The sequence below is a fragment of the Variovorax sp. P2_H12 genome (assembly GCF_056403395.1).
Map to the genome: position 1 here is coordinate 107,256 of NZ_JBFUFO010000018.1, position 25,225 is coordinate 132,480.

Genomic DNA, 25,225 nt, shown 5'->3' on the forward strand with positions numbered 1-25,225 from the left:
GCCCCCCGAGGGGGCCGCAGCCGCCTTGGGGCGGCCCGGCGGCGTCTGATCTGGAACAACGGGAGAGAACATGGAAGCATTCCTGCATCAGTTGCTGGCCGGCCTGGCCACCGGCGGCATCTACGCCAGCGTCGCGCTGGCGCTGGTGATGATCTATCAGTCGACCCACCATGTGAACTTCGCGCAGGGCGAGATGGCGATGTTCTCCACCTGCCTCGGCTGGGCGCTGCTGCAGGCCGGCTTGCCCTACTGGGCGATGTTCGCGCTGACCGTGGGCCTGTCCTTCGTGCTGGGCGCACTGGTCGAGCGGATCGTCATCCGGCCGCTGCGCGACGCGCCGGTGCTCTCGGTGGTGGTCGTCTTCATCGGCCTCTTGATGATCTTCCACAGCCTGGCCGGCTGGTGGTTCGGCTTCACGATCAAGCGCTTCCCGAGCCCCTTTCCGGAGCGGGCCTGGTATGGCTCGGCCCTGATGTCCGCGCATGAAGTCGGGGCCATCGCCATCACGCTGGCGGTGATGGCGCTGCTCTTCGGGTTCTTCCGCTTCACCTCGCTCGGCCTCGCGATGCGGGCGGCGGCGCAGAACCCGGCGTCGTCGCGGCTGGTGGGCATCGACGTCGGGCGCATGCTGATGCTCGGCTGGGGCCTGGCCGGCGCGGTCGGCGCCGTGGCCGGCATGCTGGTGGCGCCGGTGGTCTTCCTCGATCCGGGCATGATGGGCGGCGTGCTGATCTACGCCTTCGCCGGCGCGCTGGTCGGCGGCATCGACAGCCCGGCCGGCGCGGTGCTCGGCGGCTTCATCGTCGGCGTGCTTGAGAACCTGATCGGCAGCTACGTGGTGGGCACCGAGCTCAAGCTCACGGTCGCGCTGGTGCTGATCGTCGGCGTGCTGATCGTGCGGCCGAGCGGACTGTTCGGCAAGACCATTGTGGTGAAGGTCTAGCCATGAGCCTTTTTGAACGCACCGCTGCCGCGCTCTTGCTGGCGCTGGCCATCGCCTTCCCCTTCCTGGCCGAGGGCTACGCCGTGTTCCAGGCCACCATGGTGCTGTCGTACGCGGTGGCGCTGCTGGGGCTCAACATCGTGACCGGCTACAACGGGCAGGTCTCGCTCGGACACGGCGCCTTCTATGCCCTCGGGGCCTACGCGGCGGCGATCCTGATGGACCGCTACGGCCTGCCGTACTGGGCGACTGTCCCCGCCGCGGGGGCGGTCTGCCTCGTGGCCGGCATCCTGTTCGGCCTGCCGGCACTGAAGCTCGAAGGCCTGTACCTGGCGCTGGCCACCTTCGCGCTCGGGGTGGCGATGCCGCAGCTGCTGAAGTACAGGCACCTGGAGCCGTGGACCGGTGGCGTGCAGGGCCTGGTGCTGGCCAAGCCGGACGCGCCCTTCGGCCTGCCGCTCACGCAGGACCAGTGGCTCTACCTGTTCGCGCTGGCCGTGACGGTGGCGCTGTTCGCGCTGGCGCGCAACCTGCTGCACAGCGGCGCCGGCCGGGCGATCGTCGCGATCCGCGACCACCCCCTGGCGGCGCAGAGCATGGGCATCGACAACCGCCGCTACAAGGCCGGCGCCTTCGGCATCTCGGCGATGTACACCGGCATCGGCGGCGCCTTGTCGGCCATCGCGGTGCAGTTCGTCGCGCCCGATTCGTTCACGATGTTCCTGTCGATCTCGCTGCTGGTCGGCGTGGTGGTCGGCGGCGTGGGAACGATCTCGGGGGCGCTGTACGGCGCCCTGTTCATCATGTTCGTGCCGACCGCGGCCGAGAAGATCTCGAAGGCCGCGCCATGGGCCGTCTACGGGATGGTCCTGATCCTGTTCGTGTTCCTGCTGCCCGGCGGGGTGGCGAAGCTGCTGCGCAAGCGCTCCTGATTCGCGTACAGGCGCCGCCGGGCGGGCGGGCTCTGCACCATGCCGGTGCCCTTCCGAAGGACGGCCATTGATCTGTGGTTTGTCCTCAAATGTCCCATTGACAGAACATTGGAAGTGCTCAACCATCGCGGGCATGTCGCAGATGCCCTTGCCGAAGTACCACCAGATCTATCTGGTGCTGCGCGAGCAACTCGACGAGGGTCGTTTTGCCGAAGGCCTGCCGGGCGAACTGGCGCTGATGGAGCAGTTCGGCGTGGCCCGCGTCACGGTGCGGCGAGCGCTCGGCCAGCTGTCCTCCGAAGGCCTGATCTCGCGCAACCCTGGCCGGCGCACACGCCCCGTTCCGCCGGCATCGGGTGCCGAGCCCCGCGCGGGTGACGGCATGGCGCGCGCCAACCTGCGCGGCCTGCTCGAGAACCTGGTGACCATGGGCCTGCACACTTCGGTCAAGGTGATCGACGTGGCGACGATTTCGGCCTCGGCCCAGGTCGCCGAAGCGCTGCAGCTGAAAGCCGGCGACGCGGTGCAGAAAGCGGTCCGCGTGCGCTCGACGCGCGAAGGGCCGCTGTCGCACATCACGACCTACGTGCCGAACGACATCGCGCGCAAGTTCGGCCGCCGCGAACTCGCGAAGAAGCCGATCCTGGTGCTGCTCGAGGAGTCGGGCGTCAAGGTCGGCCGCGCGCACCAGACGATCTCGGCACGCCTGGCCGACAACGTGCTCGCGGAGCACCTCGAAGTCTCGGTCGGCTCGGCCCTGCTGGCCGTGCGCCGCCTGATCTACGACGAAGCCGAACGCCCGGTGCAGTGGCTGCACGGCTTCTACCGGCCCGACCGCTACACCTACGAGATGCAACTGTCGCGCGTCGGCAGCATCGACGCCAAGGTGTGGGTCAGCAAAGACGTGTCAGCCCAGTTCAACTGAAGAAAAAGGAAAAAGCCCCATGCCCAATCGCCTCGATCGCCAGGACCGCCGCCGCTTCATGTCGCAATCCGCCGCCATGGCCTCGGCCCTTGCATTTCCGCTGGTGGCCGGCGCCCAGCCCAAGCCGATCAAGGTCGGCGTCCTGCATCCCGTGACCGGTGCGCTGGCCTATTCGGGCCAGCAATGCCGGCTCGGGGCGCTGATGGCGATCGAGGACATCAACAAGGCCGGCGGCATCAAGTCGCTGGGCGGCGCCAGGATCGAGGCGCTGCTCGGCGACGCGCAATCGCAGCCGCAGGCCGGCGCGGCCGAGGTCGAGAAGATGAACGAGGCCGGCGTCTCGGCCATCGTCGGTGCCTTCGCCTCGGCGATCTGCCTGGCCACCACGCAGGCGGCGGCCAAGTACAACCTGCCGCACGTGGTCGACGTCGGCGTGGCCGACCAGATCGTGGAGCGCGGCCTGAAGAACACCTTCCGCTTCGGTCCCGGCTACAAGAAGTCGACCGAGGTCGCGATGGCCAACCTGCTGGTGCTCAACAAGGCGGCGGGCAATCCGGCCAAGACCGTGATGATCATCCACGAGGACTCGCTGTTCGGCTCCGGCACCGCGGCGCTGCTGGCGCGCGAACTGCCGGGCTACGGCTTCGACGTCAAGGAGGTCGTGAAGCACGCCAACCCGACACGCGACTTCAACAACATCGTGCTGCGCATGAAGTCGATCAACCCCGACATCGTGATTCCGGCCAACTACTACAACGAGTACGCGCTGCTGGTGCGCACCATGCAGCAGCAGAAGGTCAAGCCCAAGGCGATCTTCTCGGTGCTGGGCGGGGCGGCATCGAGCTACAAGTTCGTCAAGGAGTTTCCGGACGCGGCCAACGGCATCATCGACTGCAACCACTGGTTCAACCCGAAGGACAAGCGCTCGGCCGAGCTGCGAAAGCGGGTCGAGGCGCAGGGCCAGTTCTTCAGCTACGAGGTCTTCATGACCTATACCGCGATGGGCCTGCTGGCCGACGCCCTGGAGCGCGCCGGGTCGAGCGAGCGCGCCGCCATCATCGATGCGCTGGAGAAGAGCACTTTCTCGAGTCACATCATGCCGTACGGCCCGACGAAGTTCGCCAATGGCCAGAACGAGGGCGCGCAGCCGCTGATGACGCAGGTCGTGAAGAACGACATCAAGGTGATCATCCCGCGCGAGTTCCGCGAGGTCGAGCCGCTCTTCCCGCTCAACGCCTGAACCAGCAAGCAAGACGCCCTGCCGCGCGCCGCGGTGCGGGCGGGTCTCACGCCGACACCGCACCATGTTCGACCCCAGCATCCTCTTCTCGTCGGTCCTGAACGGCCTGACGACCGGCGCGGTCTATGCCCTGATCGCACTCGGCCTCACGCTGATCTACGGCGTGCTGCACATCATCAACTTCGCGCACGGCGCCGCGCTGATGCTGGCTCTGTATGCGGTGTACTTCCTCAAGGAGCGCTGGGGCATCGATCCCTACCTGGCGCTGCCGATCGTGATCCCGGGCATGTTCGCGCTCGGCTACGGGCTGCAGCGCATCGTGATCAACCGCGCCGGCCACGGCAAGGACGAGAACATCCTGCTGGTCACGCTCGGCATCGCGATCGTGATGGAGAACCTGGCGCTGCTGTTCTTCAAGTCGGACACGCGCAACATCGACACCGCCTATTCGCTCAGCACGGTCGCCATCGGCCCCGCGATGATCGCGGTGCCCAAGCTGGTGGCCTTCGCCGGTGCGCTGGTGGTGTCGGCGCTGCTGTTCTGGGTCATGGGCCGCACCGACCTGGGCCGCGCGATCCGCGCGGTCGCGAAGGAGAAGGAGGGCGCCAAGCTGATGGGCATCGACGTCGACCATGTCTACGCGATGAGCTTCGGCATCGGCCTGGCCTGTCTCGGCGCGGCCGCCTGCTTCCTGCTGCCGGCCTACTACGTGAACCCGCAGGTGGGCGGCGGCTTCGTGCTGGTGGCCTTCACGATCGTGGTGCTGGGCGGCATGGGCAGCTTCGTCGGCGCGCTGATCGGCGGCTTCCTGGTCGGCGTGGTCGAGTCGCTCGGCGGCCTGTACCTCGGCGAGTCGCTGGGGCAGATCGGCATCTTCGCGATCTTCATCGGGGTCGTCTTGTTTCGGCCGCAGGGCATGTTCGGAGCGAAGGAATGAGTGGTCCACGTCAACTGGTCGGTATTGCGCTCTTCACGGTGCTGGTGGCTTGCGTGCCGCTGGTCAGCCACTCGGGCGCGACCCTCAACTTCGTGATGATGGCGCTCTACGCCACGCTCATCGCGCAGGCCTGGAACATCCTGGGCGGCTTCGGCGGCCAGTTCTCCTTCGGCCATGCCCTGTTCTTCGGTTCCGGTGCCTACATCCAGGCGATTGCGCAACTGCAGGGCGGCATCAATGCCTGGGTCGCGCTCGGACTGGCGGTCGTCGGTGCCGCCTGCGTCGGCTTGTTCATCGGCGCGCTGACCTTCCGCTACGGGCTCAAGGGCTCCTACTTCGCGCTGGTCACGCTGGCGTTCGCCGAGGTCTTCCGCATCGTTGCGCTGTCGGTGCCCTTCACCGGCGGCGGTGTCGGCCTGATGCTGCCGCTGCGCGAGGCGCCGTCGAACCTGCAGTTCGCCTCGCGCGCCGGCTACCTGTGGGTGGTGCTGGCCTTCGTCACGGCGGCGCTGCTGGTCAGCTGGTGGCTGCGCAACGGACGCTTCGGCGCCTGGCTGCAGGCGGTGCGCGACAACGAGGACGCGGCGCGCGCGGTGGGCGTGAACCCGTTCCGCGTGAAGCTCGGCGCGATCGGCATCTCGGCCGCCTTCATGGGCGCGGCCGGTGCGTTCTACGTGCAGGTGTTCCAGTACATCGACCCCGGCATCGCCTACGGCCCGGCCACCTCGGTCGAGGCGCTGGTGGCGGCCATCGTCGGTGGCGTCGGCACCTTGTGGGGCCCGGTGCTGGGCGCGGTGGTGCTGCATCTGCTCGCCGACCTGACGCGCAACCTGTTCGGCGAGCTGCCCGGCATCAACATGGTGATCTACGGCACGGTGCTGGTGCTGATCGTGATCTTCCTGCCGCGCGGCATCGCGGGCCTGGGGCTCTCGGTGCGGCAACTGTGGGCGCAGGCGTTGGGAGGTCCCCGTGGCTGAACCGCTGCTCGTATTGAATGGCGTCTCGCGCTCCTTCGGCGGCCTGAAGGCGGTGCAGGACGTGAGCCTCTCGGTGTCCGAGGGCAGCCTCACGGCGCTGATCGGCCCCAACGGCGCCGGCAAGACCACGCTGTTTGCGCTGATGTCGGGCTTCTTGAAGCCCGATGCCGGCACGGTGCGCTTTGCCGGCCAGGACATCACCGGCCGCGAGCCGCATCGCAACGCCATGCTCGGCATGACGCGCACCTTCCAGATCGTGAAGCCCTTCGCGGCCCAGACCGTGCGCGAGAACATCGCGGTCGGCGTGCACCTGCACGAGCGCAGTCGCGGCGCGGCACTGCGGCGGGCCGATGAAGTGGCGCAGCGTGTCGGGCTCGCGGCGCAACTCGACAAGCCGGCCTCCGACCTCACGGTCGCCGGCCGCAAGCGGCTCGAACTGGCCCGTGCACTCGCCACCGAGCCGCGCCTGCTGCTGCTCGACGAAGTGCTCGCCGGCCTCAATCCGCAGGAGATCGCCGAGATGATGCCGGTGGTGCGCGGCATCGCCGACGGCGGCGTCACGGTGCTGATGATCGAGCACGTGATGCAGGCCGTGATGAACCTGGCCGAGCATGTCTGGGTGCTGGCGCAGGGCCAGCTGATCGCCGAGGGCAGTCCGGCCCAGGTGACGTCGAACGACAAGGTGGTCGAGGCCTACCTCGGCCACGGCACCGCGGCGCGGCTGCGCAAGGCGGCGGCCGCGAAGGGAAATCACGCATGACCGCCTTGCTTGACATCCAGGGCCTGCGCGGCGGCTACGGCCGCGTCGAGGTGCTGCGCGGCGTCGACCTGCAGGTGCATGCCGGAGAGATGGTCGCGCTGCTGGGCAGCAATGGCGCCGGCAAGTCGACCTTGAACAAGATGGTCTGCGGCCTCTGCCCGGCCTGGAGCGGCAGCGTGCGCTTCGACGGCAAGGACCTGAGCGGCGCGCACTACCGCGAGGTCGTCAAGGCCGGCCTGATCCAGGTGCCCGAAGGCCGCAAGGTGTTCCCGAACCTCAGCGTGCTCGAGAACCTCGAGCTCGGCTCCTTCACGCGGGCCCGCGAGCGCCGGGCCGCGAATCTCGACAAGGTGTTCGACATCTTCCCGCGCCTGCGCGAGCGCATCCGGCAGAACGCCGGCACCATGAGCGGCGGCGAGCAGCAGATGCTGGCCATCGGCCGCGGGCTGATGGCAGAGCCCGTGCTGCTGATCCTCGACGAGCCTTCGCTGGGCCTGTCGCCGCTGCTGGTCGAAGAGATGTTCACGCTGATCCGGCAACTGCGCGACGGCGGCCTGGCCGTGCTGCTGGTCGAGCAGAACGTCGGCCAGTCGCTGGAGATCGCGGACCGCGCCTACGTGCTGGAGAACGGCAGCGTGCGCTTCTCGGGCGCGCCGGATGACCTGCTCGGCAGCGACGAACTGCGCCGGGCCTACCTGGGCCTGTGAGCGCCGCCCGGATTGCCTTGTGAAACCCTCGGAGTGATCCAATGAAACGCAGAGACATCCTGATCGCATCCATGGCCGCACTGGCCGGCGCCGCCCAGGCCCAGGTCGGCAACGCGCCCGTTCGCATTCTGGTCGGCGCGCCGGCCGGCGGCTCGACCGACACCATCGCCCGCACGCTCGCTGCCGGCATGGGCCCGGTGCTGGGCCGCACCGTGATCGTCGAGAACCGGCCCGGCGCCGGCGGCAATATCGCCGCCGATGCGGTCGCCAAGGCGGCGCCCGACGGCAACACGCTGCTGATGAGCTTCACCAGCCATGCGATCAACGCCTCGCTCTATCCCACGCTGCCCTTCGACCCGGTGAAGGACTTCACGGCACTGACCTGCGTCGCGACCTCGCCGTCGATCCTGGTCGCCCATCCGTCGGTGCCGGCGAACAACGTGCGCGAGCTGATCGCGCTGGCCAAGGCGAAGCCGGGCCAGCTCAACTTCGCGATCGGCGCGCTGGGTTCCTCGCTGCACATGGCCGGCGAGGCCTTCAAGATGCAGTCGGGCGTGTACATCGTCAACATCCCGTACCGGGGCACCGCACCGGCCGTGCAGGACGTGCTCGCGGGCCAGGTGCAGCTGATGTTCGCGGCGGTCGGCAACGTGCAGCAGCACATCCTGGCCGGCAAGCTCAAGGCGCTGGGCGTGACCTCGGCCCGGCGCCTGCCCGAGTTCCCGGAGCTGCCGGCCATTGCCGAGACCCTGCCCGGCTACGAGTCGAGCGCCTGGTTCGGACTGTTCGGGCCGGCGCACATGCCGCCCGAGCTCACGCGCCGCGTCGCCGACGCGGCGCGTCAGGCGATCGGCGAGCCGGCGATGCGCAAGCGTTTCGCCAGCGAGGGCGTGATCCCGGTCGGCAATACGCCGGAGCAGTTCGGCCCCTTCGTCCAGAGCGAGATCAAGCGCTGGGCCCAGGTGGTCAAGTTTTCGGGAGCCAAGCCGGAATGAGCACTTCGACTTCCATCCAAACGGCTGCGCCGCCGCAAACGCTGGCGCAGAAGCTCATCGCCCGCGCCTGCGGCCGCGAGGCCGTCGCGGTGGGCGAGATCGTCACCTGCGCGGTCGACCTGGCGATGTTCCACGACTCCTCGGGTCCGCGCCGGCTGCAGCCCATGCTCGAGGAGCTCGGGGCGCAGCTCTGGGACCGCTCTCGCATCGTGCTGGTGATGGACCACTACGTGCCCGAACGCGACGACGACTCGCGCCGCATCGTGCGCATCGCGCGCGACTGGGCGCGCGACCAGCAGCTGCCGCACGTCTACGACAGCCAGGGCATCTGCCACGTGGTGGTGCCGCAGCACGGCCACATCCGCCCGGGCATGCTGTGCGTCGGCGGCGATTCGCATTCGCCCACCGGCGGCGCCTTCGGCGCCTACATGTTCGGCGTCGGCAGCACCGAGATGCTCGGGGTGGTGGTCACCGGCGAGATCTGGCTGCGCGTGCCCGAGACGATCCAGATGTGGTGGGACGGCGCGCTGCCCGCCGGCGTCACCGCCAAGGACATGATGCTGCACATGCTGGCGCGCTTCGGCATGAACGGCGGCCGCTACCAGGCGGTCGAGTTCTGCGGCCCGGCGGTGCGGGCGCTGTCGATGCAGGAGCGCATGACGCTGTCGAACATGAGCGCCGAGCTCGGCGCGCAGGCCGGCCTGATCGCGCCCGACGCGATCACCTCCGCGTTCCTGGCCGAGGCCGGTGCGCCACCGGTGGATACCGCGCCGTGGTTCACCGATGCCGACGCGGCGTTCACGCGCCACCGCTTCGACGCCTCCATGCTGGAACCCTATGTCGCGGCGCCGCACAGCCCGGCCAACGCCCATGGCGTGAGCCACTATGCCGGCACGCCCATCGACGTCGCCTACATCGGCGCCTGCACCGGCGCCAAGCTCGACGACCTGCGCGCCGCCGCGCAGGTGCTGCGCGGCCACAAGGTCGCCAGCGGCGTGCGGCTCATGGTGGCGCCGGCCAGCCTGCGCGACCAGGAACAGGCGCGCGATGAGGGCGTCCTGCAGGTGCTGCTCGATGCCGGTGCCGAACTCCTTCCCACCGCTTGCGGCGCCTGTTCCGGCTACGGCGATTCGATGGGAGACGACGTGACGGTCATCTCCACCACCGCGCGCAACTTCAAGGGCCGCATGGGCTCGCCGAGCGCGCAGGTGTACCTGGGCTCGCCCTATACGGTCGCGGCATCGGCGCTGCGAGGCCACATAGCGGATCCGCGCGAGGTGCTGCAATGAGTAGCCACGCAACGCACCGCGTCTGGCGCCTCGGCGCCGATGTCGACACCGACGTGCTCGCGCCGGGCCACGCGATGAAGTACGGCATCGAGACCATCGCGCAGCATTGCCTCGAATCCGTGCGTCCCGGGTTCGCGCGCGAGGTGCGCGCCGGCGACGTGATCGTCGCCGGGCCCAACTTCGGCATCGGTTCATCGCGCGAACAAGCCGCCGCCGTGCTGGTGCACCTGGGCGTGGACGCGGTGATCGCGCCGTCGTACGGCGGGCTCTATTTCCGCAATGCCTTCAACCTCGGGCTCCTGCTGCTGACGTGTTCCGAGGTCGAGTCGTTGAAGGACGGCGACCGCGTCGCCCTGGACGTGGCGCGGCCCTCGGTGTCGATCCCCGGCGGCCGGACACTGACTTGCGAACCCGTGCCCGATTTCCTGATGGACATGGTCCGCGCGGGCGGCCTCCTGAAGCAGCTCCGGCAACGCTTCGCCAAAGAAAGAACCGAACCATGAACGATTCACCGATCCCCTCGATGGACCCGGTCACGCTGGCCGTGCTGCGCGGCCGCCTGGAGCAGGTGGCCGACGAGATGGACGCGACGCTCTATCGCAGCGCCTTCAATCCGATCATCGCCGAGGCCCATGACGCCTGCCACGGCCTCTACGATGCCGCGAGCGGCGACACGCTGGTGCAGGGCAAGTCGGGCCTGCCCGTGTTCGTCGGCGCGATGGCCTTCGCGGTGCGCGCGACCGCGGCCGCGGCGGCGCCGCGCGGCGGCATGAAGGACGGCGACATCTGGATCAGCAACGACCCCTACGACGGCGGCACCCATGCCAACGACTTCAAGCTGGTGCGGCCCTTCTTCCGCGACGGCAATCTCTATTGCTACATGGCCTCGGCCGCGCACTGGCATGACGTCGGCGGCGCGGTGCCCGGCAACTACAACCCGGCCGCCACCGAATGCTGGCAGGAGGCGGTGCAGATCCCGCCGGTGCGCATCGTGCGCGACGGCGTGCTCGACCCCGACGTGCTGGCGATCCTGCGCGCCAACACGCGGCTGCCCGAAAGCCTGTGGGGCGACCTCAACGGCCAGCTCGCCGCGCTCGAACTCGGCGCCAAGCGGCTGCACGGCCTGCTCGACGAATACGGCGATGCGCTGGTGCTGCAGGCGATGGGCGAGCTGCGCAGCCGCGCGCTGCGCCTGATGCGCTCGCACATCGCCTCGCTGCCGGACGGCCGCTACAGCTTCGAGGACGTGCTCGACAACGACGGCATCGTCAACGAGCCGCTGACCATCGCGCTCGACATGACGGTGGCGGGCGACCGCCTGCTGCTCGACTTCTCTCGCACCTCGCCGCAATGCGCAGGGCCGGTGAACATCTCGCGCGCCACCGCGATCGCGGCCTGCTACGTGGCGCTCAAGCATGTGTTTCCCGATGTGCCGGCGAATGCCGGCGTGCTCGACGCGGTCGATTTCCTGATCCCCGACCGGCTGGTGATCAGCGCCGAGCGGCCGCGTCCGGTCGGTGGCTACACCGAGACCATCCTGCGCATGATCGACGTGATCTTCAGCGCCACCGCGCAGGCCGATCCGTCGCGCGCCGTGGCGCAGGCCTACGGCACGATCAACGCGCTGTCGATCGCGGGTCACCGCAGCGACGGGCCCCGCCGTGGCCAGCGCTGGGTGATGTTCAGCTTCTTCGGCGGCGGCCACGGTGGCCATTCGGGCGGCGACGGGCTCTCGCATGCCAACGCGCCGATTTCGACCGCGACCATCCCACCGCTGGAAATCCTCGAGGCCGCCTACCCGGTGCGCTTCACCGAATGGGCGCTGCGCCCCGGCTCCGGCGGCGACGGCCAGTTCCGCGGCGGCCTGGGCGCGATCTACGAGATCGAGCTGCTCGAGAAGGAGGCCGAGGTCTATGTCTTCGGCGAGCGCGGTAGTTCGCCGCCCAAGGGCATCGCGGGCGGCGGTTCGGGCGCGGTCAACGTCTTCAGCTACGAGAACGACGGCGCCTGGCACCGGCCGCCGATGGTGTCGAAGATGCACGGCATCCGGCTGGCGCAGGGCGAGCGCCTGCGGCTCGAGACACCGGGCGGCGGCGGCTGGGGCGCGCCGGCACGGCGCAGCGCCGCGCAGCGCGCACAGGATCTGGCCATGGGCTATGTGAACAACGGCGAAGCAACGGACAAGAAGGCCGCGCAATGACAGCAGCAGCACACACGGAAAAGGCCCCTGGCCGGCTGGTCGTCGGCGTCGACGTCGGCGGCACCTTCACCGACCTCTTCGTGCTCGACGAGCACGAGGGCACGGCGCGCATCGTCAAGGTGCCGTCGACCCGCGGCGAGGAAGCCCGCGGCTTCATGAACGGCGTGGCGCGCGTGGCCGATTCGGCTTCGGCCATCGCGACCATCGTGCACGGCACCACGGTCGGCACCAACGCGCTGCTCGAGCGCAAGGTGGCGCGCACCGGCATCATCACCACCCGCGGCTTTCGCGACGTGCTCGAGATGCGCCGACGCGACCGGCCCGAGACCTGGGGCCTGCGCGGCAGCTTCGTGCCGGTGGTGCCGCGCGACCTGCGGCGCGAGGTCGACGAGCGCGTGCTGGCCGACGGCACGCTGCACACGCCGGTCGACCTCGACCAGGTGCGGGCCGAGGCACGCGCGCTGCTGGAGGCCGGCTGCGAGGCGGTCTGCGTGTTCTTCATCAACACCTACGCCAACCCCGAGAACGAGCGCCTCGCGGTCGCCGCGGTGCGCGCGCTGTGGCCGAACGCCCATGTCACTTCGGCTTGCGAGGTGCTGCCCGAGATCCGCGAGTTCGAGCGCTGCTCGACCGCCACGCTCAACGCCGCGCTGCAGCCCGTGGTGGGCAGCTACCTCGAACGCCTGGAATCCGACCTGCGCGCGCAGGGCTTCGAGGGCGAACTGCTGGTGGTGCAGAGCAACGGCGGCGTGATGTCGCGCCAGACCGCGAGCGACCTGCCGGTGCGCACCGCGCTGTCGGGCCCGGCGGCCGGCGTGATCGCCTGCGCGGCCATCGCGCGCGCGGCAGGCTTTCCGAACGCGATCACCGGCGACATGGGCGGGACCTCCTTCGACGTCTCGCTGGTCGCCAACGGCGAGGCGGCGCTGGCGGCTCAGACCGCGATCGAATTCGGCATGGTGATCCGCTCGCCGATGATCCAGATCGAGACCATCGGCGCCGGTGGCGGCTCGATCGCCTCGGTCGACGCCAGCGGCATGCTGCAGGTCGGCCCCGAGTCGGCCGGCAGCATCCCCGGGCCGGCCTGCTATGGCCGCGGCAACATGCGCCCGACGGTGACCGATGCCAATGTGCTGCTCGGCCGCATCGCCGCCGACCGGCCGCTCGGCGGCGGCTTGCTCGCGGCGCTCGATGCCGAGAAGTCGTTCCAGGCCATCGACGCGCATGTCGCCAAGCCGCTGGGGCTCGACGTCTACCAGGCGGCGGAGGCGATCCTCACGGTGGCCAACGCGCGCATGGCCGGCGCGATCCGGCTGGTGTCGATCGAGCGCGGGCATGATCCGCGGCGCTTCGCCTACATGCCCTTCGGCGGCGGCGGTGCGCTGCATGTGTGCGCGATGATGCGCGAGGTCGGCGTCGCCATCGGCATCGTGCCGCGCTACCCCGGCGTGACCTCGGCGCTGGGCTGCGTGATCGCCGACATGCGGCACGACGCGGTGCAGACCCTCAACCGCCCGCTCGACGAACTCGATGTCGCGCAACTGGGCCGGCGCATCGCCGAACTCGCCGAGGCCTGCCAGCAGCGGCTCGATTCGTCGGGCGTTCGCTTCGACGAGGTGCGCGAGGTGATCGCGCTCGACATGCTCTATGCGGGCCAGACGCACACGCTGCCGGTGCTGCTGCCGGCAGCCACGGCGCAAGCCTTGACGCGTGAAGCCATCCGCACCGCCTTCGAGTCCAGCTACGGCGCTGCCTTCGGCCGTGTGCTCGACGGCATCGGCATCCGCGTGATGAACCTGCGCTATGCCCGCATCGGCGTGCGGCCCAAGTTCGATCTGGCTGTGCTTGCGCCGGTCGGCGAGGGCAGCAGCGCGCCGCTGGGTACGCAGCGCGTGTTTCACGACGGGCAATGGCGCGAGGCGCTGCGCTATGCGCGGCTCGAGCTGCCGGTCGGCGCACGCATCGACGGGCCGGCGATCCTCGAGCAGGCCGACACCACCGTCTGGCTCGAACCCGGCTTCCAGGCCGAGGTCGATGCGCACGGCAACCTGCTGGTGAGGCTGTCGTGAGCGCAGCGCCGGTCCGCGGAGCGACCACGGCGCTGGTCGTGATCGACCTGCAGAACGACTTCCTCGACGGCCAGGGCGCCTATGCCCGCGGTGGCGACAGCAACCCGCCCGCGCTGCTGCTGCCCGACCGCGTGGCGACCGTGGCGCGCGCCCTCAAGGCCGCCGGCGGGCTGGTGGCGGCGAGCCAGTTCACGCTGTGGCCCGATGCGGCCGGCGAGCCGATGGTGTCGCCGCACCTGAAGGCGCTGCGTCCGTACCTTCGAAAGGGCGATTTCGCGCCCGGCAGCTGGGGCCAGGCGAACGTCGACGCGCTGGCCGGCCTGGTCGACGTCGCGGTCAGCAAGGTCGCCTACTCGGCCTTCTTCAACACCCAGCTCGACTGGGTGCTGCGCCGCGCCGGCATCGACACCGTGGCGGTGTGCGGCATCGTCACCAACGGCGGCGTGGCGAGCACGGTGCGCGACGCCCACATGCGCGACTACCGCACGCTGGTGCTGGCCGACGGCTGCGCGGCCTTCGGCGAGGAGCGGCACCAGACCTCGCTGGCCGACATGCGCAACGTGGCCGAGGTGGTGGACTGCGCGGCCTTCGTGCAGTTGCTGGCATGACGATTCAATCGGATAGGGGTCCGGTGCGCCGCATTCGACGTGCTTCGCACATCGAGGCCGAGATGCACGTGCCGGTGGCGATCATCGGCGCCGGCGCCTGCGGGCTCACGGCGGCGCTGATGCTGCACGACGCCGGCATCGAATGCGTGCTGCTCGAGCGCGATGCCGTGCCGAGCGGCTCGACCGCGCTGTCTTCGGGCTTCATCCCCGCACCCGGCACGCACGCGCAGCGCCAGAAAGGAATCCAGGGCGACAGTCCCGCGCGCTTCGCGGCCGACATCCAGGCCAAGGCCCACGGCCGCGCCGCGCCGGACCTGGTGCTGGCATATGCCGGGGCCATCGGGCCGGCACTCGATGCCCTGCAGGCCAGGCACGGCCTCGACTGGATCGTGCTCGACGGCTTCCTCTATCCCGGCCACAGCATTCACCGGATGCATGCCCTGCCGCAGAAGACCGGTGCGGCACTGATGGCGCGGCTGCAAGCGGCGGTGGAAACGGCAGGCATCCCGGTGCTGACGCAGGCGCTGGTCGACACGCTGTGGTGCGACGACGCCGACCGCGTGATCGGCATCGGCTACCGCCGTCCCGATGGCCGCGAGGAAACGCTGGCTTGCGACGCCCTGCTGCTGGCCTGCAACGGCTTCGGCGGCAATGCGGCGATGGTCCGCGCGCTGCTGCCCGAGATGGCCGAAGCGGCCTTCGGCGGCCATGTGGGCAACGACGGCAGCGCCATTCTCTGGGGCCAGGCGATCGGCGCCCGATTGCGCGACCTCGGCGGCTATCAGGGGCATGGCTCCTGGGTCACGCCGCAGGGCGCGCTGATGTCCTGGGCCGTGATGATGGAAGGCGGCGTGCAGATCAACCGCGAGGGCCGGCGCTTCCACGACGAGACGCAGGGCTATTCCGAAGCCGCGGTGCATGTGCTGGCGCAGCCAGGCGCTGTCGCCTGGAACGTGTTCGACGCGCCGTTGCTCGAACTGGCGCGCGGCTTCCCCGATTTTCGCGAAGCGGAGGCTGCGGGCGCGCTCAGGCGCTGCGACACCGTGGCCGATCTCGCGGCCTGCATCGGCTGCGATGCGGCGACGGTGCAGTCGACCCTCGATGGGCTGCAAACCGGCGTGCCGCAGTCCGATGGCCGCGTCGTCCAGCGCGCGCTGGCCGCGCCGTACTTCGCGGTCAAGGTCACGGGCGCGCTGTTCCACACGCAAGGCGGACTCGACATCGCGCCGGATGCGCGCGTGCTGCGGCAGGACGGCTCGCCGCTGCCGAACCTGCTGGCGGCCGGCGGCGCCGCGGGCGGCGTCTCGGGCGACCAGGTCTGGGGCTATCTGTCGGGCAACGGCCTGCTGAGCGCAGTCGCAGGCGGCTCTATCGCGGCGCGCACCGCCGCCGCGCTGATCAAGGAAAGGAAGGCATCCCATGGCCGATGAATCATTCAAGTCGCGCCTCGCGCGCAACGACATCGTGCTGGCGCCGGGCGTCTACGACGCACTCAGCGCCCTGGTGGCGGAGCAGGCCGGCTTCGAGGCGCTGTACCTCTCGGGCGCCTCGATCGCCTACACGCGGCTCGCGCGCTCCGATGTCGGGCTCACCACCTTCACCGAGGTGGAGGACACGCTGGCGCGCATCACCGAGCGCGTCGGCCTGCCGGTGATCGTCGATGCCGACACCGGCTTCGGCAACGCGCTCAACACCCAGCGCACCGTGCGCGGCTTCGAGCGGGCCGGCGCGGCGATGATCCAGATCGAGGACCAGGGGTTCCCGAAACGCTGCGGCCATCTCGACGGCAAGACCGTGGTGCCCGAGCGCGAGATGGTCGGCAAGCTGAAGGCGGCGCTGGACGCGCGGGCTTCCGACGCCACGCTGATCCTGGCACGCACGGACGCGCTCGCGGTCGAGGGGCTCGACGCCGCGCTCGACCGCGCGGAGGCCTACCTGGAGACCGGCGTCGACGCCCTGTTCGTCGAGGCGCTGCGTTCGCCTGAGCAGATGGATCGGGCCTGCAAGCGATTCGCGCACCGCGTGCCGCTGCTGGCGAACATGGTCGAGGGCGGCAAGACGCCGGTGCAGGACGCGGATGCGCTGCAGGCGCACGGCTTCCGCATCGCGATCTTTCCGGGCGGCACGGCCCGCGCGGTGGTGCATGCGCTGCAGGGCTACTACGCGAGCCTGCAGGCGCATCGCACGACGCTGCCGTGGCGGGATCGGATGCTGGACTTCGATGGACTCAACGAAGTGATCGGGACGCCGCAGCTGATGGCGCAGGGCCGGCGGTACGAGTGAGCCGCGCGCCTGCGGAGCAGGACCGTGCGCATGAGACGACGTTGAATGCCGGCCGCGCCGCCGGTTGCCGCCCCGCGGCTGGGCCGCCCGCGCCGACGCGGCGCGGGGACCGGACTCAGGCCGACATGTCGATCACCACGCGGCCCTGGATCTGCCCCTTGTGCATGCGGGCGAACACCGCGTTGATGTTCTCCAGCTTCTCGGTCGACACGGTGGCCTTGACCTCGCCGCGGGCGGCGAACTCCAGCGATTCCTGCAGGTCGAGCCGCGTGCCCACGATCGAGCCCCGCACCGTGATGCCGCGCAGCACCATCGAGAAGATCGGCAGCGGGAAATCTCCCGGCGGCAGGCCGTTGAGCGAGACCGTGCCGCCGCGGCGCACCAGCCCCAGCCCCTGCTCGAAGGCCTTGGGCGAGACCGCCGTGATCAAAGCGCCATGCGCGCCGCCGATCTCCTTCTGCAGATAGGCGACCGGGTCGGTGGTGCGCGCGTTCACCGTGACGGCGGCGCCGAGCTTCTTCGCCAATTCGAGCTTGTCGTCCTCGACGTCGATCGCGGCCACGTTCAGGCCCATGGCCCGCGCGTACTGCACCGCCATGTGGCCGAGCCCGCCGATGCCCGAGATCGCGACCCAGTCGCCGGGCCGGCAATCGGTGACCTTCAGGCCCTTGTAGACCGTCACCCCGGCGCACAGCACGGGCGCAATCTCGACGAAGCCGATGTGCGCCGGCAGGTGGCCCACGTAGGCGGGGTCGGCCAGGGTGTAGTCGGCGAAGCCGCCGTTGACCGAATAGCCGGTGTTGGTCTGCGCTTCGCACAGCGTCTCCCAGCCGCCCAGGCAGTGCGTGCAGTAGCCGCAGGCCGAGTGCAGCCACGGCACGCCCACCCGGTCGCCCTCCTTGACGTGCTTCACGTTGCGGCCGATGGCGGCCACGAATCCCACGCCCTCGTGGCCCGGGATGAACGGCGGATTGGGCTTGACCGGCCAGTCGCCTTCGGCGGCATGCAGGTCGGTGTGGCAGACGCCCGAGGCCTCGATCTTGACCAGGATCTGGTTGTCGTCCGGCACCGGCACCGGCACTTCTTCCAGCGTGAGCGGCTTGCCGAATTCGCGGACCACGGCCGCGCGCATCGTCTTTGGAATCATCGAAAAGTCCTTTCGTCTTCAGAAAAAACCCATCGGGTGCTGCGATTCGCTCACCAGCAGATTCTTGGTCTGCGGGTGGTGGTCCAGCATTATCTTGTGATTCTCGCGCCCGATGCCCGATTGCTTGTAACCGCTGAATGCCGCATGCGCCGGGTATTGGTGGTCGCAGTGGGTTCACATCCGCCCGGCCTGGCCACGCGCTTCAGGGCGCGCTCCATGAAGCGGTCGTCGATCGAGCGCCACTGCCCTCGGGCGGCCTACACTGGCCGCCTTTTTCAGCCAGTGCGTCTGCCATGAGAACCACCCGCCGTTCATTTCTTCTGTCTTCAGCGGCCTTCGGCCTCGCCGCCGTCTGGCCCTTCGCCGCCCACGCCGACAACCGCGACACCCAGCCGATCCGCCTCGTCGTGCCCTTCGGTGCCGGCGGCGTCGCCGACCTCACGGCCCGGGTGGTCGGCAAGGCGATGGCGAGCCAGCTCGGCCAGCCGGTGGTGGTCGACAACCGCCCCGGTGCCGGCGGCGTGGTGGCCGGCACGACGGTGGCCAGCGCGGCGCCGGATGGCCTCACGCTGCTGCTCATGAGCAACGGCACGGCCGTAAGCGAGGGCCTGTTCCAGCGCCTGCCCTTCGACACCCGCAAGGACTTCGCACCGATCTCGCTGCTGGGCTACTTCGACCTCGCGATCGTGGTGCCCGAGGCTTCGCCGCTGCGCAGTCTGGAGGATCTCGTGGCGGCGGCCAAGGCGCGGCCCGGAAAACTGAACATCGGCACGGTCAACATCGGCAGCACGCAAAACCTCGCGGCGGAACTGTTCAAGAGCCGGGCCGGCATCGACGTCCAGGTGGTGCCCTTCAACGGCACGCCGGCCGTGGTGACGGCGCTGCGCAGCGGCCAGATCGACGCCGGTGTCGAGATCCTCTCGCCGGTCATGCCTCAGATCTCGGGCAAGGCGCTGCGCGCGCTCGCCGTGATGGGCGAGCGACGCAACCCGGCCCTGCCGGCCGTCGCCACGGTGGGCGAGGGGGCCGGGCTGAAGGATTTCGACGTGCGCTCCTGGAACGCGCTGGCCGCGCCCGCCAGGACGCCGCGCGAGCGCATCGACCGGCTCAACCGCGCGGTTCGCGCCGCGCTGGCATCGGCCGAAGTGCAGCAGCAACTGGCGGCGCTGAACGTGCAGCCGCGCGCCGGCAGTCCCGAGGAACTGGCCGCGCTGCTCGACGGCGAGATCCGGCGCTGGAGCGGCGTGATCGCCGCCGCCGGCATTCCGCGCCAGTAGTTTTTTCAGATGAGGACAGACATGCAACTCGAACACATCGGCCTGATCGGCTATGGAGAGGTGGGCAAGACCTTCGCGCTCGGCCTCAAGGACAAGCCCGGCGTCCGGACGGTGGGCGCCTGGGACCTGAAGTTCATCGACCCGGCGCGCCAGGCGAGCGAGCAGGCGCACGCGGCGCAGGCCGGCGTGGTGGCGCACCCGTCCATGGGCGCGCTGTGCCAGGCCAGCACGCTGGTGATTTCCGCCGTCACCGCCTCGAACACGCTGGGCGTGGCGCAGGAGGCGGCGCCGCAGCTGCGCCCGGGCACCGTCTTCCTCGACCTCAACTCGGCCTCGCCCGGGACCAAGCAGCAGTGCGCGGCGCTGGTCGAAGCCGCCGGCGCGCATTACGTCGAAGCCGGCGTGATGACCTCCGTGCCGCCTTACGGCATCCGCGTGCCGATGCTGCTCGGCGGCGAGCGAGCGGCCGCATTGGCCGAGGCCCTGTCCGCCTGGGGCCTGGACACGAAGGCCGTGAGCGAGCGCCTGGGCGTCGCCAGCGCGATCAAGATGAGCCGCAGCGTGATGATCAAGGGCCTGGAGGCACTGGTCATCGAAAGCTACGCCACGGCGCGCGCCTACGGTGTGGAAGACCATGTGCTGCCGACCCTGCAGGAGACCTTCCCGAGCATCGACTGGAGCCGCCAGGGCGCCTACTTCTTCAGCCGCGTGGTGCAGCACGGCCAGCGCCGGGCCGAGGAAATGCGGGAAGCCGCCAACACGGTGCGCGAGGCCGGCTTCGCGCCGACCATGACGGCGGCCATCGCCGACAAGCAGCAGTGGGTGGCCGACCAGGCCAGGGCCGGGGTGTTCGACGGGCTCGACGCGCAGTCGCCCTGGCAGGACTACGCCGACCGCCTGCTGGCCGCGCGCAAGGACTGAGCCCCCACGCTCGTCACTTCGTGTACTCGCTGCCCCCCGAGGGGGCGCGGTCCGCCTTGGGGCGGCCCGGCGGCGGACTGAGGCCTTTTCAGCCCTTGAGAAGGGACTCGCCGGTCTTGCGGATCAGGTCCAGCGTCGCCTGCTGCGTCAGCGTCGCGCGCCGCAGCGCGCTGACCGCGGTGAAGACCGGGATGCGCAGCGGCGGCGACACGATCTCGCGCAGGGTGTAGGCCGAGGGGTTGATCGAGCGGATCACCGCGTTGCGCGACAGGATCGCGAAACCGGCACCGTCGGCGACCAGGTCGAGCATCGCCGACACGCCATCGATCTCGAGCGCCACATGCGGCGTGCAGCCGATGCCGGCCATCTCGGATTCCACGTACATCCGGATCGCATTGGGCCGGCTCGGGATCACCAGCGGCAGCCGGGCCACCTCGGCCAGCGCCATCGGTGCCGGCGGCGGGTCTTCCTGCAGCCCGGGCGGGCGGCGCCCGACCAGCAGCAGCGACTGCTCCAGCAAGCGCTGCACATCCAGCCCCGGCATCGGCCGGGCGTCGTAGAGCACCGCGATGTCCAGTCCGCCGTGCAGCACCTGGTCCTGCATCGCGGTCGAGAGGTTTTCGCTGATCGACAGCTGCGCCTGCGGCATCTGTTCGCGGAAGGCGCGGGTGAGAGGCACCGTCAGCACCCGCGCGATGCTGGGCGGCAGGCCGACCGCCACCCGGCCGGCCAGCGAGCCGCGCACGCGGTCGAGCTCTTCGCGGGCGCGCTCCACCTGATGGAGGATGCCGCGCCCATGGGCCAGCAGCACCTGCCCGGCCTCGGTCGGCGTGGCGCCGCGGCCATTGCGCACCAGCAGGTTCTGCCGCAGTTCGACCTCGAGCAGGCGCACCTGCCGGCTCAGCGCCGGCTGCGCCACTTTCAGCGCCACGGCGGCACGCGTGAAGCTGCCCAACTCGGCGACGCGAACGAAATACGCCAGCTGTTTCAGGTCCACGGGGCTTCTCCAGGCTCAGCCGCTGATGATATGCCGATTTGTTCTAGCTGCTAGTGGCTTATGGCAAATCTCGCAGGGCCATACCGCCGCAAAATCCGCTCAATCGAGCCGGCCGCACCGGCATTGGAGACAAGGCGAAAAGCATGCAGAAGACCGCGATCAAGGGGATTTCGTCGATGGCCACCCGCCAGGTGCTGGCCGATCTGGTCGCCGCTTTCGAGCAGCGCTCGGGGGCCTCGGTCACGATCGAATCGGTCGGCGGCGTCGATGCCGCCAAGCGGGTGCTGGCCGGCGAGCCCTTCGACGTGGTCGTGCTGGCTTCCGACGCCATCGACAAGCTGATCGCCGCCGGCCGCATCGAGGCCGGCAGCAAGACCGACCTGGTGCGCTCTGGCGTCGCGGTGGCCGTGAAGGCGGGCGCCCCGCATCCCGACATCGGCTCCGAGGAAGCGCTGCGCAGCGCCGTGCTGGCCGCCCGCAGCCTCAGCTATTCGACCGGCCCGAGCGGCGTCGCGCTGGCCGCGCTGTTCGAGCGCTGGGGCATCGCCGAGCAGATCAAGGCGCGCATCGTGCAGGCGCCCCCGGGCGTGCCGGTCGGCACCCTCGTCGCGCGCGGCGAGGTCGAGCTGGGCTTCCAGCAGCTCAGCGAACTGATCCATGTCGAGGGCATCGACCTGCTGGGCCCGATGCCGCCCGCGATCCAGATCGTCACCATTTTTTCCGCTGGTGTCGGCACCGGATCGGCCCAGGCCGAGACCGTGCGCGCCATGCTGGCCTTCATGGCCTCGCCCGAGGCCGACGCCGCGAAGCGCGCGCAGGGCATGGACCCGGCCTGAGCCACCCGTACCAAATCGCAGGGATCATGAAACAAGCAAACAACACGCCGCTGGACGTCCAGGCGTTCTTCAATTCGCAGGGCTTCTCCGGCTATCAGTGGCTGATCTTCGGCCTGTGCTTCCTGGTGGTCCTGCTCGACGGCTTCGACACCGCCGCCATCGGCTACATCGCGCCTTCGCTGATCGGCGAGTGGGGCGTGTCCAAGCCCGCGCTGGCGCCGGTGCTGAGTGCGGCACTGTTCGGGCTGGCAGCGGGCGCCCTGAGCGCCGGCCCGCTGGCCGACAGGTTCGGCCGCCGGGCGGTGCTGACCGCATCGGTGCTCGTGTTCGGCCTGGCGAGCCTGGCGTCCAGCTTCGCCGGCAGCCTCGAGGGCCTCACGGCCCTGCGTTTCGTGACCGGGCTGGGCCTCGGCGCGGCCATGCCCAATGCCGTCACCCTGACCAGCGAATACTGCCCGGACAAGCAACGCTCGATGCTGACCAACGCGATGTTCTGCGGCTTTCCGTTGGGGGCGGCTTTCGGCGGCTTCCTGGCCGCCTGGATGATTCCGCATTGGGGCTGGCGCAGCGTGCTGCTGCTGGGGGGCATCGTGCCCGTGGTGCTGGCGCTGCTGATGCTCGTGGTGCTGCCGGAATCGGTGCGCTACATGGTGGCCCGGGGACAGCCGAGCGAACGCATCCGCCGCGTGCTGGTGCGCATTTCCGCCACGGCCGCAACGGCGACCTCCTTCGTCCTGACCGAGCGGCAGGCCGGCCCGGTGGCGGGCAGCGGGCTGGCGCTGGTGCTGGGGCGCAGCCACCGCATCGGCTCCTTCATGCTCTGGCTGGCTTACTTCATGGGCCTGGTCATCTTCTATGCGCTGATCAACTGGATGCCGATCCTGCTCAAGGACGCCGGCATGGATCCGCACAAGGCCGTGCTGGTGGCGGCGCTGTTTCCGCTGGGGGGCGTCGGTGCCGTGTTCTGCGGCTGGCTGATGGACCGCTTCAATGCCAACCGGATCATTGCCGTCGGCTATGCGCTGACCGCCCTGTCGGTCTACCTGATCGGCCAGACCGTGGGCAACGACGGCTGGCTGGTGGTGATGGTGTTCGTCGCCGGCACCATCATGAACACGGCGCAGTCGTCGATGCCCGCGCTGGCCGCGGTCTTCTACCCCACGCAGGGCCGGGCCACCGGCGTCGCCTGGATGCTGGGCATCGGCCGCTTCGGCGGCATCGCGGGCTCGTTCCTGGTGGCCGAGCTGGCGGCCCGCAGCCTGGGCTTCGACCGCATCTTCACCATCGTGGCCATTCCGGGCCTGATCGCCACCGCGGCCCTGGTCGTCAAGCAGTGGGTGCATCCGCAAGCCCCTGTGGGCCGGAGCCTGCGCGACCCCGCCGCGGAACCCGTGGCCCATTGAACCCCTCACCGTCATCGACCTTTCAGTCCCAGGAGCACACGACATGATCATCGACGTCCACGGTCACTACACGACCGCCCCTGCCGCACTCGGCGCCTGGCGCGACCTGCAGATCGCCGGCCTCAAGGACCCGTCCAAGGCGCCCAAGGCCAGCGACCTCCAGATCAGCGACGACGACATCCGCGAGACCATCGAGAGCAACCAGCTCAAGCTCATGAAGGAGCGCGGCTCCGACCTGACCATCTTCAGCCCGCGCGCCAGCTTCATGGCCCACCACATCGGCGACTTCGAGACCTCGTCGACCTGGGCCGCGATCTGCAACGAGCTCTGCTATCGCGTGAGCCAGCTGTTCCCCGACCACTTCATCCCGGCCGCGATGCTGCCGCAGTCGCCGGGCGTCGACCCCAAGACCTGCATCCCCGAGCTCGAGCGCTGCGTCAAGGAATACGGCAATGTCGGCATCAACCTGAACCCCGACCCGAGCGGCGGCCACTGGACCAGCCCGCCGCTGAGCGACCGCCAGTGGTACCCGATCTACGAGAAGATGGTCGAGTACGACATCCCCGCGATGGTCCACGTCAGCACCAGCTGCAACCCGGCCTTCCACACCACCGGCTCGCACTATCTCAACGCCGACACCACGGCCTTCATGCAGTGCCTGACCTCGGACCTGTTCAAGGACTTCCCGACGCTGCGCTTCCTGATCCCGCACGGCGGCGGCGCGGTGCCGTATCACTGGGGGCGTTTCCGCGGTCTCGCGCAAGAGCTCAAGAAGCCGCTGCTCGACGAGCACCTGCTCAACAACATCTACTTCGACACCTGCGTCTATCACCAGCCGGGCATCGACCTGCTGAACACCGTGATTCCGGTCAAGAACGTGCTGTTCGCATCGGAAATGATCGGCGCGGTGCGCGGCATCGACCCGACCACCGGCCACTACTACGACGACACCAAGCGCTACATCGAGTCGAGCAAGATCCTGAGCGATGCCGACCGCTTCCAGATCTACGAAGGCAATGCGCGCCGCGTGTTCCCGCGGCTCGACGCCGCCCTCAAGGCCAAGGGCCTCTGACCCCCATCTAGGAGACATGACCATGTACGAACTCGGAGTCGTCTATCGCAACATCGAGCGCGCCGACCGCGCCACGGCCGATGCCCTGGCCAAGCTCGGCTCGGCCACGGTGCACGAGGCCATGGGCCGCGTCGGCCTGCTCAAGCCTTACATGCGGCCGATCTATCCCGGCGTGCAGGTGTCGGGCACCGCGGTCACGGTGCTGCTGCAACCCGGCGACAACTGGATGATGCATGTGGCGGCCGAGCAGATCCAGCCCGGCGACGTGGTGGTGGCGGCGGTCACGGCCGAATGCACCGACGGCTATTTCGGCGACCTGCTGGCCACCAGCTTCCAGGCCCGCGGCGCCCGCGCGCTGATCATCGACGCCGGCGTGCGCGACGTGAAGACCCTGCAGGAAATGAACTTCCCGGTCTGGAGCCGCGCGATCTCGTCCAAGGGCACCATCAAGGCCACGCTCGGCTCGGTCAACATCCCGGTGGTCTGCGCCGGCATGCTGGTCACGCCCGGCGACGTCATCGTGGCCGACGACGACGGCGTGGTCTGTGTGCCCCGTGCAATGGCGGCCAAGGCGCTCGAAGCCGCCGTGGCGCGCGAAGCCAACGAAGGCGCCAAGCGCGAGAAGCTCGCCTCCGGCGTGCTGGGCCTCGACATGTACAAGATGCGCGAGCCCCTCGAGAAGGCCGGCCTGCGCTACATCGACTGAA

At 69.6% G+C, this 25,225-nt stretch carries 24 protein-coding genes and 1 pseudogene; 22 read left to right on the plus strand and 3 right to left on the minus strand.

Going from position 1 to position 25,225, the window contains the following annotated elements; translation table 11 throughout:
* Positions 1-70: 70 nt before the first annotated feature.
* The 16 genes from AC1DYK_RS14785 (at position 71) to AC1DYK_RS14860 (ending at position 16,865) form a co-directional block, all read left to right on the plus strand.
* Positions 71-943 (plus strand): branched-chain amino acid ABC transporter permease, encoded by an 873-nt coding sequence (locus AC1DYK_RS14785; RefSeq protein WP_478167018.1) that lies wholly within the window; start codon positions 71-73, stop codon positions 941-943.
* Between the two features lie 2 nt (positions 944-945).
* Positions 946-1,875 (plus strand): branched-chain amino acid ABC transporter permease, encoded by a 930-nt coding sequence (locus tag AC1DYK_RS14790; RefSeq protein ID WP_478167019.1) that lies wholly within the window; start codon positions 946-948, stop codon positions 1,873-1,875.
* A gap of 142 nt (positions 1,876-2,017) precedes the next feature.
* Positions 2,018-2,800, plus strand: a complete 783-nt coding sequence (locus AC1DYK_RS14795; protein ID WP_478158130.1) for a GntR family transcriptional regulator — start codon at positions 2,018-2,020, stop codon at positions 2,798-2,800.
* Positions 2,801-2,819: 19 nt separating this feature from the next.
* Complete coding sequence (locus tag AC1DYK_RS14800; RefSeq protein ID WP_478167020.1) at positions 2,820-4,040, plus strand: ABC transporter substrate-binding protein; 1,221 nt, start codon at positions 2,820-2,822, stop codon at positions 4,038-4,040.
* Positions 4,041-4,104: 64 nt separating this feature from the next.
* Positions 4,105-4,977 carry a branched-chain amino acid ABC transporter permease gene (locus tag AC1DYK_RS14805; RefSeq protein ID WP_478167021.1) on the plus strand — a complete coding sequence of 291 codons (873 nt, stop codon included), beginning with the start codon at positions 4,105-4,107 and terminating at the stop codon, positions 4,975-4,977.
* Positions 4,974-5,954, plus strand: a complete 981-nt coding sequence (locus tag AC1DYK_RS14810) for a branched-chain amino acid ABC transporter permease (protein WP_478167022.1) — start codon at positions 4,974-4,976, stop codon at positions 5,952-5,954. The genes AC1DYK_RS14805 and AC1DYK_RS14810 overlap by 4 nt, the downstream gene beginning before the upstream one ends.
* On the plus strand, positions 5,947-6,714 hold the full coding sequence (locus AC1DYK_RS14815; protein ID WP_478167023.1) for an ABC transporter ATP-binding protein: 768 nt from the start codon (positions 5,947-5,949) through the stop codon (positions 6,712-6,714). Before AC1DYK_RS14810 ends, AC1DYK_RS14815 begins: the two co-directional genes overlap by 8 nt.
* Entirely contained in the window at positions 6,711-7,421 is a 711-nt protein-coding gene (locus AC1DYK_RS14820; RefSeq protein ID WP_478167024.1) for an ABC transporter ATP-binding protein, read from the plus strand. The genes AC1DYK_RS14815 and AC1DYK_RS14820 overlap by 4 nt, the downstream gene beginning before the upstream one ends.
* Before the next feature lie 41 nt (positions 7,422-7,462).
* The gene (locus AC1DYK_RS14825; protein ID WP_478167025.1) at positions 7,463-8,416 is read left to right on the plus strand and encodes a tripartite tricarboxylate transporter substrate binding protein; all 954 of its coding nucleotides are present in this window, start codon (positions 7,463-7,465) and stop codon (positions 8,414-8,416) included.
* Entirely contained in the window at positions 8,413-9,705 is a 1,293-nt protein-coding gene (locus tag AC1DYK_RS14830; RefSeq protein WP_478167026.1) for a 3-isopropylmalate dehydratase large subunit, read from the plus strand. Before AC1DYK_RS14825 ends, AC1DYK_RS14830 begins: the two co-directional genes overlap by 4 nt.
* Positions 9,702-10,208 carry a LeuD/DmdB family oxidoreductase small subunit gene (locus AC1DYK_RS14835; RefSeq protein ID WP_478167027.1) on the plus strand — a complete coding sequence of 169 codons (507 nt, stop codon included), beginning with the start codon at positions 9,702-9,704 and terminating at the stop codon, positions 10,206-10,208. The genes AC1DYK_RS14830 and AC1DYK_RS14835 overlap by 4 nt, the downstream gene beginning before the upstream one ends.
* Positions 10,205-11,905: a hydantoinase B/oxoprolinase family protein gene (locus AC1DYK_RS14840; RefSeq protein WP_478167028.1), complete on the plus strand. Its 1,701-nt coding sequence runs from the start codon at positions 10,205-10,207 to the stop codon at positions 11,903-11,905. The genes AC1DYK_RS14835 and AC1DYK_RS14840 overlap by 4 nt, the downstream gene beginning before the upstream one ends.
* Entirely contained in the window at positions 11,902-13,974 is a 2,073-nt protein-coding gene (locus AC1DYK_RS14845) for a hydantoinase/oxoprolinase family protein (protein WP_478167029.1), read from the plus strand. Before AC1DYK_RS14840 ends, AC1DYK_RS14845 begins: the two co-directional genes overlap by 4 nt.
* The gene (locus AC1DYK_RS14850; RefSeq protein WP_478167030.1) at positions 13,971-14,582 is read left to right on the plus strand and encodes a cysteine hydrolase family protein; all 612 of its coding nucleotides are present in this window, start codon (positions 13,971-13,973) and stop codon (positions 14,580-14,582) included. The genes AC1DYK_RS14845 and AC1DYK_RS14850 overlap by 4 nt, the downstream gene beginning before the upstream one ends.
* Positions 14,579-16,012: an FAD-dependent oxidoreductase gene (locus tag AC1DYK_RS14855; protein ID WP_478167031.1), complete on the plus strand. Its 1,434-nt coding sequence runs from the start codon at positions 14,579-14,581 to the stop codon at positions 16,010-16,012. The genes AC1DYK_RS14850 and AC1DYK_RS14855 overlap by 4 nt, the downstream gene beginning before the upstream one ends.
* Positions 16,002-16,865, plus strand: a complete 864-nt coding sequence (locus tag AC1DYK_RS14860; protein WP_478167032.1) for an isocitrate lyase/PEP mutase family protein — start codon at positions 16,002-16,004, stop codon at positions 16,863-16,865. The genes AC1DYK_RS14855 and AC1DYK_RS14860 overlap by 11 nt, the downstream gene beginning before the upstream one ends.
* 115 nt (positions 16,866-16,980) lie before the next feature.
* On the opposite strand, the gene adhP is transcribed toward AC1DYK_RS14860, so the two are convergent.
* Both adhP and AC1DYK_RS14870 read right to left on the minus strand, forming a co-directional pair.
* Complete coding sequence (adhP, locus tag AC1DYK_RS14865) at positions 16,981-18,012, minus strand: alcohol dehydrogenase AdhP (protein ID WP_478167033.1); 1,032 nt, start codon at positions 18,010-18,012, stop codon at positions 16,981-16,983.
* Between the two features lie 18 nt (positions 18,013-18,030).
* Positions 18,031-18,186, minus strand: a pseudogene (locus AC1DYK_RS14870) (aldehyde dehydrogenase); the annotation flags it as partial.
* 119 nt (positions 18,187-18,305) lie between these two features.
* Here AC1DYK_RS14870 and AC1DYK_RS14875 point away from each other — a divergent pair.
* Together AC1DYK_RS14875 and AC1DYK_RS14880 are read left to right on the plus strand one after the other, a co-directional pair.
* Positions 18,306-19,289: a Bug family tripartite tricarboxylate transporter substrate binding protein gene (locus tag AC1DYK_RS14875; RefSeq protein ID WP_478167034.1), complete on the plus strand. Its 984-nt coding sequence runs from the start codon at positions 18,306-18,308 to the stop codon at positions 19,287-19,289.
* Positions 19,290-19,310: 21 nt separating this feature from the next.
* Positions 19,311-20,210, plus strand: coding sequence for an NAD(P)-dependent oxidoreductase (locus AC1DYK_RS14880; protein WP_478167035.1), 900 nt, complete (start codon positions 19,311-19,313; stop codon positions 20,208-20,210).
* Between the two features lie 88 nt (positions 20,211-20,298).
* Here the strand turns inward: AC1DYK_RS14880 and AC1DYK_RS14885 are convergent, their stop codons facing one another.
* A complete protein-coding gene (locus tag AC1DYK_RS14885; RefSeq protein WP_478167036.1) occupies positions 20,299-21,207 on the minus strand; it encodes a LysR substrate-binding domain-containing protein in 909 nt (302 codons plus the stop codon).
* Positions 21,208-21,350: 143 nt separating this feature from the next.
* Between AC1DYK_RS14885 and AC1DYK_RS14890 the strand changes: the two genes are divergently transcribed.
* The 4 genes from AC1DYK_RS14890 to ligK are packed head-to-tail and all read left to right on the plus strand — an operon-like array spanning position 21,351 to position 25,224.
* On the plus strand, positions 21,351-22,043 hold the full coding sequence (locus AC1DYK_RS14890) for a substrate-binding domain-containing protein (protein ID WP_478167037.1): 693 nt from the start codon (positions 21,351-21,353) through the stop codon (positions 22,041-22,043).
* Positions 22,044-22,069: 26 nt separating this feature from the next.
* Positions 22,070-23,446 carry an MFS transporter gene (locus AC1DYK_RS14895; protein ID WP_478167038.1) on the plus strand — a complete coding sequence of 459 codons (1,377 nt, stop codon included), beginning with the start codon at positions 22,070-22,072 and terminating at the stop codon, positions 23,444-23,446.
* A gap of 43 nt (positions 23,447-23,489) precedes the next feature.
* The gene (locus AC1DYK_RS14900; RefSeq protein ID WP_478167039.1) at positions 23,490-24,518 is read left to right on the plus strand and encodes an amidohydrolase family protein; all 1,029 of its coding nucleotides are present in this window, start codon (positions 23,490-23,492) and stop codon (positions 24,516-24,518) included.
* Between the two features lie 22 nt (positions 24,519-24,540).
* Positions 24,541-25,224: a 4-carboxy-4-hydroxy-2-oxoadipate aldolase/oxaloacetate decarboxylase gene (ligK, locus tag AC1DYK_RS14905; protein WP_478167040.1), complete on the plus strand. Its 684-nt coding sequence runs from the start codon at positions 24,541-24,543 to the stop codon at positions 25,222-25,224.
* The last annotated feature ends 1 nt before the right edge of the window (position 25,225 follow it).

What these genes read in the sequence shown, in the direction of transcription:
- adhP (WP_478167033.1), bottom strand. Translation starts at nt 18,012, where the DNA reads ATGATTCCAAAGACGATGCGCGCGGCCGTGGTCCGCGAATTCGGCAAG.
- AC1DYK_RS14875 (WP_478167034.1), top strand. Translation starts at nt 18,306, where the DNA reads ATGAGAACCACCCGCCGTTCATTTCTTCTGTCTTCAGCGGCCTTCGGC.
- AC1DYK_RS14800 (WP_478167020.1), top strand. Translation starts at nt 2,820, where the DNA reads ATGCCCAATCGCCTCGATCGCCAGGACCGCCGCCGCTTCATGTCGCAA.
- AC1DYK_RS14890 (WP_478167037.1), top strand. Translation starts at nt 21,351, where the DNA reads ATGCAGAAGACCGCGATCAAGGGGATTTCGTCGATGGCCACCCGCCAG.
- AC1DYK_RS14825 (WP_478167025.1), top strand. Translation starts at nt 7,463, where the DNA reads ATGAAACGCAGAGACATCCTGATCGCATCCATGGCCGCACTGGCCGGC.
- AC1DYK_RS14900 (WP_478167039.1), top strand. Translation starts at nt 23,490, where the DNA reads ATGATCATCGACGTCCACGGTCACTACACGACCGCCCCTGCCGCACTC.
- AC1DYK_RS14895 (WP_478167038.1), top strand. Translation starts at nt 22,070, where the DNA reads ATGAAACAAGCAAACAACACGCCGCTGGACGTCCAGGCGTTCTTCAAT.
- AC1DYK_RS14795 (WP_478158130.1), top strand. Translation starts at nt 2,018, where the DNA reads ATGCCCTTGCCGAAGTACCACCAGATCTATCTGGTGCTGCGCGAGCAA.
- ligK (WP_478167040.1), top strand. Translation starts at nt 24,541, where the DNA reads ATGTACGAACTCGGAGTCGTCTATCGCAACATCGAGCGCGCCGACCGC.
- AC1DYK_RS14830 (WP_478167026.1), top strand. Translation starts at nt 8,413, where the DNA reads ATGAGCACTTCGACTTCCATCCAAACGGCTGCGCCGCCGCAAACGCTG.
- AC1DYK_RS14845 (WP_478167029.1), top strand. Translation starts at nt 11,902, where the DNA reads ATGACAGCAGCAGCACACACGGAAAAGGCCCCTGGCCGGCTGGTCGTC.
- AC1DYK_RS14805 (WP_478167021.1), top strand. Translation starts at nt 4,105, where the DNA reads ATGTTCGACCCCAGCATCCTCTTCTCGTCGGTCCTGAACGGCCTGACG.
- AC1DYK_RS14855 (WP_478167031.1), top strand. Translation starts at nt 14,579, where the DNA reads ATGACGATTCAATCGGATAGGGGTCCGGTGCGCCGCATTCGACGTGCT.
- AC1DYK_RS14880 (WP_478167035.1), top strand. Translation starts at nt 19,311, where the DNA reads ATGCAACTCGAACACATCGGCCTGATCGGCTATGGAGAGGTGGGCAAG.
- AC1DYK_RS14785 (WP_478167018.1), top strand. Translation starts at nt 71, where the DNA reads ATGGAAGCATTCCTGCATCAGTTGCTGGCCGGCCTGGCCACCGGCGGC.
- AC1DYK_RS14820 (WP_478167024.1), top strand. Translation starts at nt 6,711, where the DNA reads ATGACCGCCTTGCTTGACATCCAGGGCCTGCGCGGCGGCTACGGCCGC.
- AC1DYK_RS14840 (WP_478167028.1), top strand. Translation starts at nt 10,205, where the DNA reads ATGAACGATTCACCGATCCCCTCGATGGACCCGGTCACGCTGGCCGTG.
- AC1DYK_RS14810 (WP_478167022.1), top strand. Translation starts at nt 4,974, where the DNA reads ATGAGTGGTCCACGTCAACTGGTCGGTATTGCGCTCTTCACGGTGCTG.
- AC1DYK_RS14835 (WP_478167027.1), top strand. Translation starts at nt 9,702, where the DNA reads ATGAGTAGCCACGCAACGCACCGCGTCTGGCGCCTCGGCGCCGATGTC.
- AC1DYK_RS14860 (WP_478167032.1), top strand. Translation starts at nt 16,002, where the DNA reads ATGGCCGATGAATCATTCAAGTCGCGCCTCGCGCGCAACGACATCGTG.
- AC1DYK_RS14790 (WP_478167019.1), top strand. Translation starts at nt 946, where the DNA reads ATGAGCCTTTTTGAACGCACCGCTGCCGCGCTCTTGCTGGCGCTGGCC.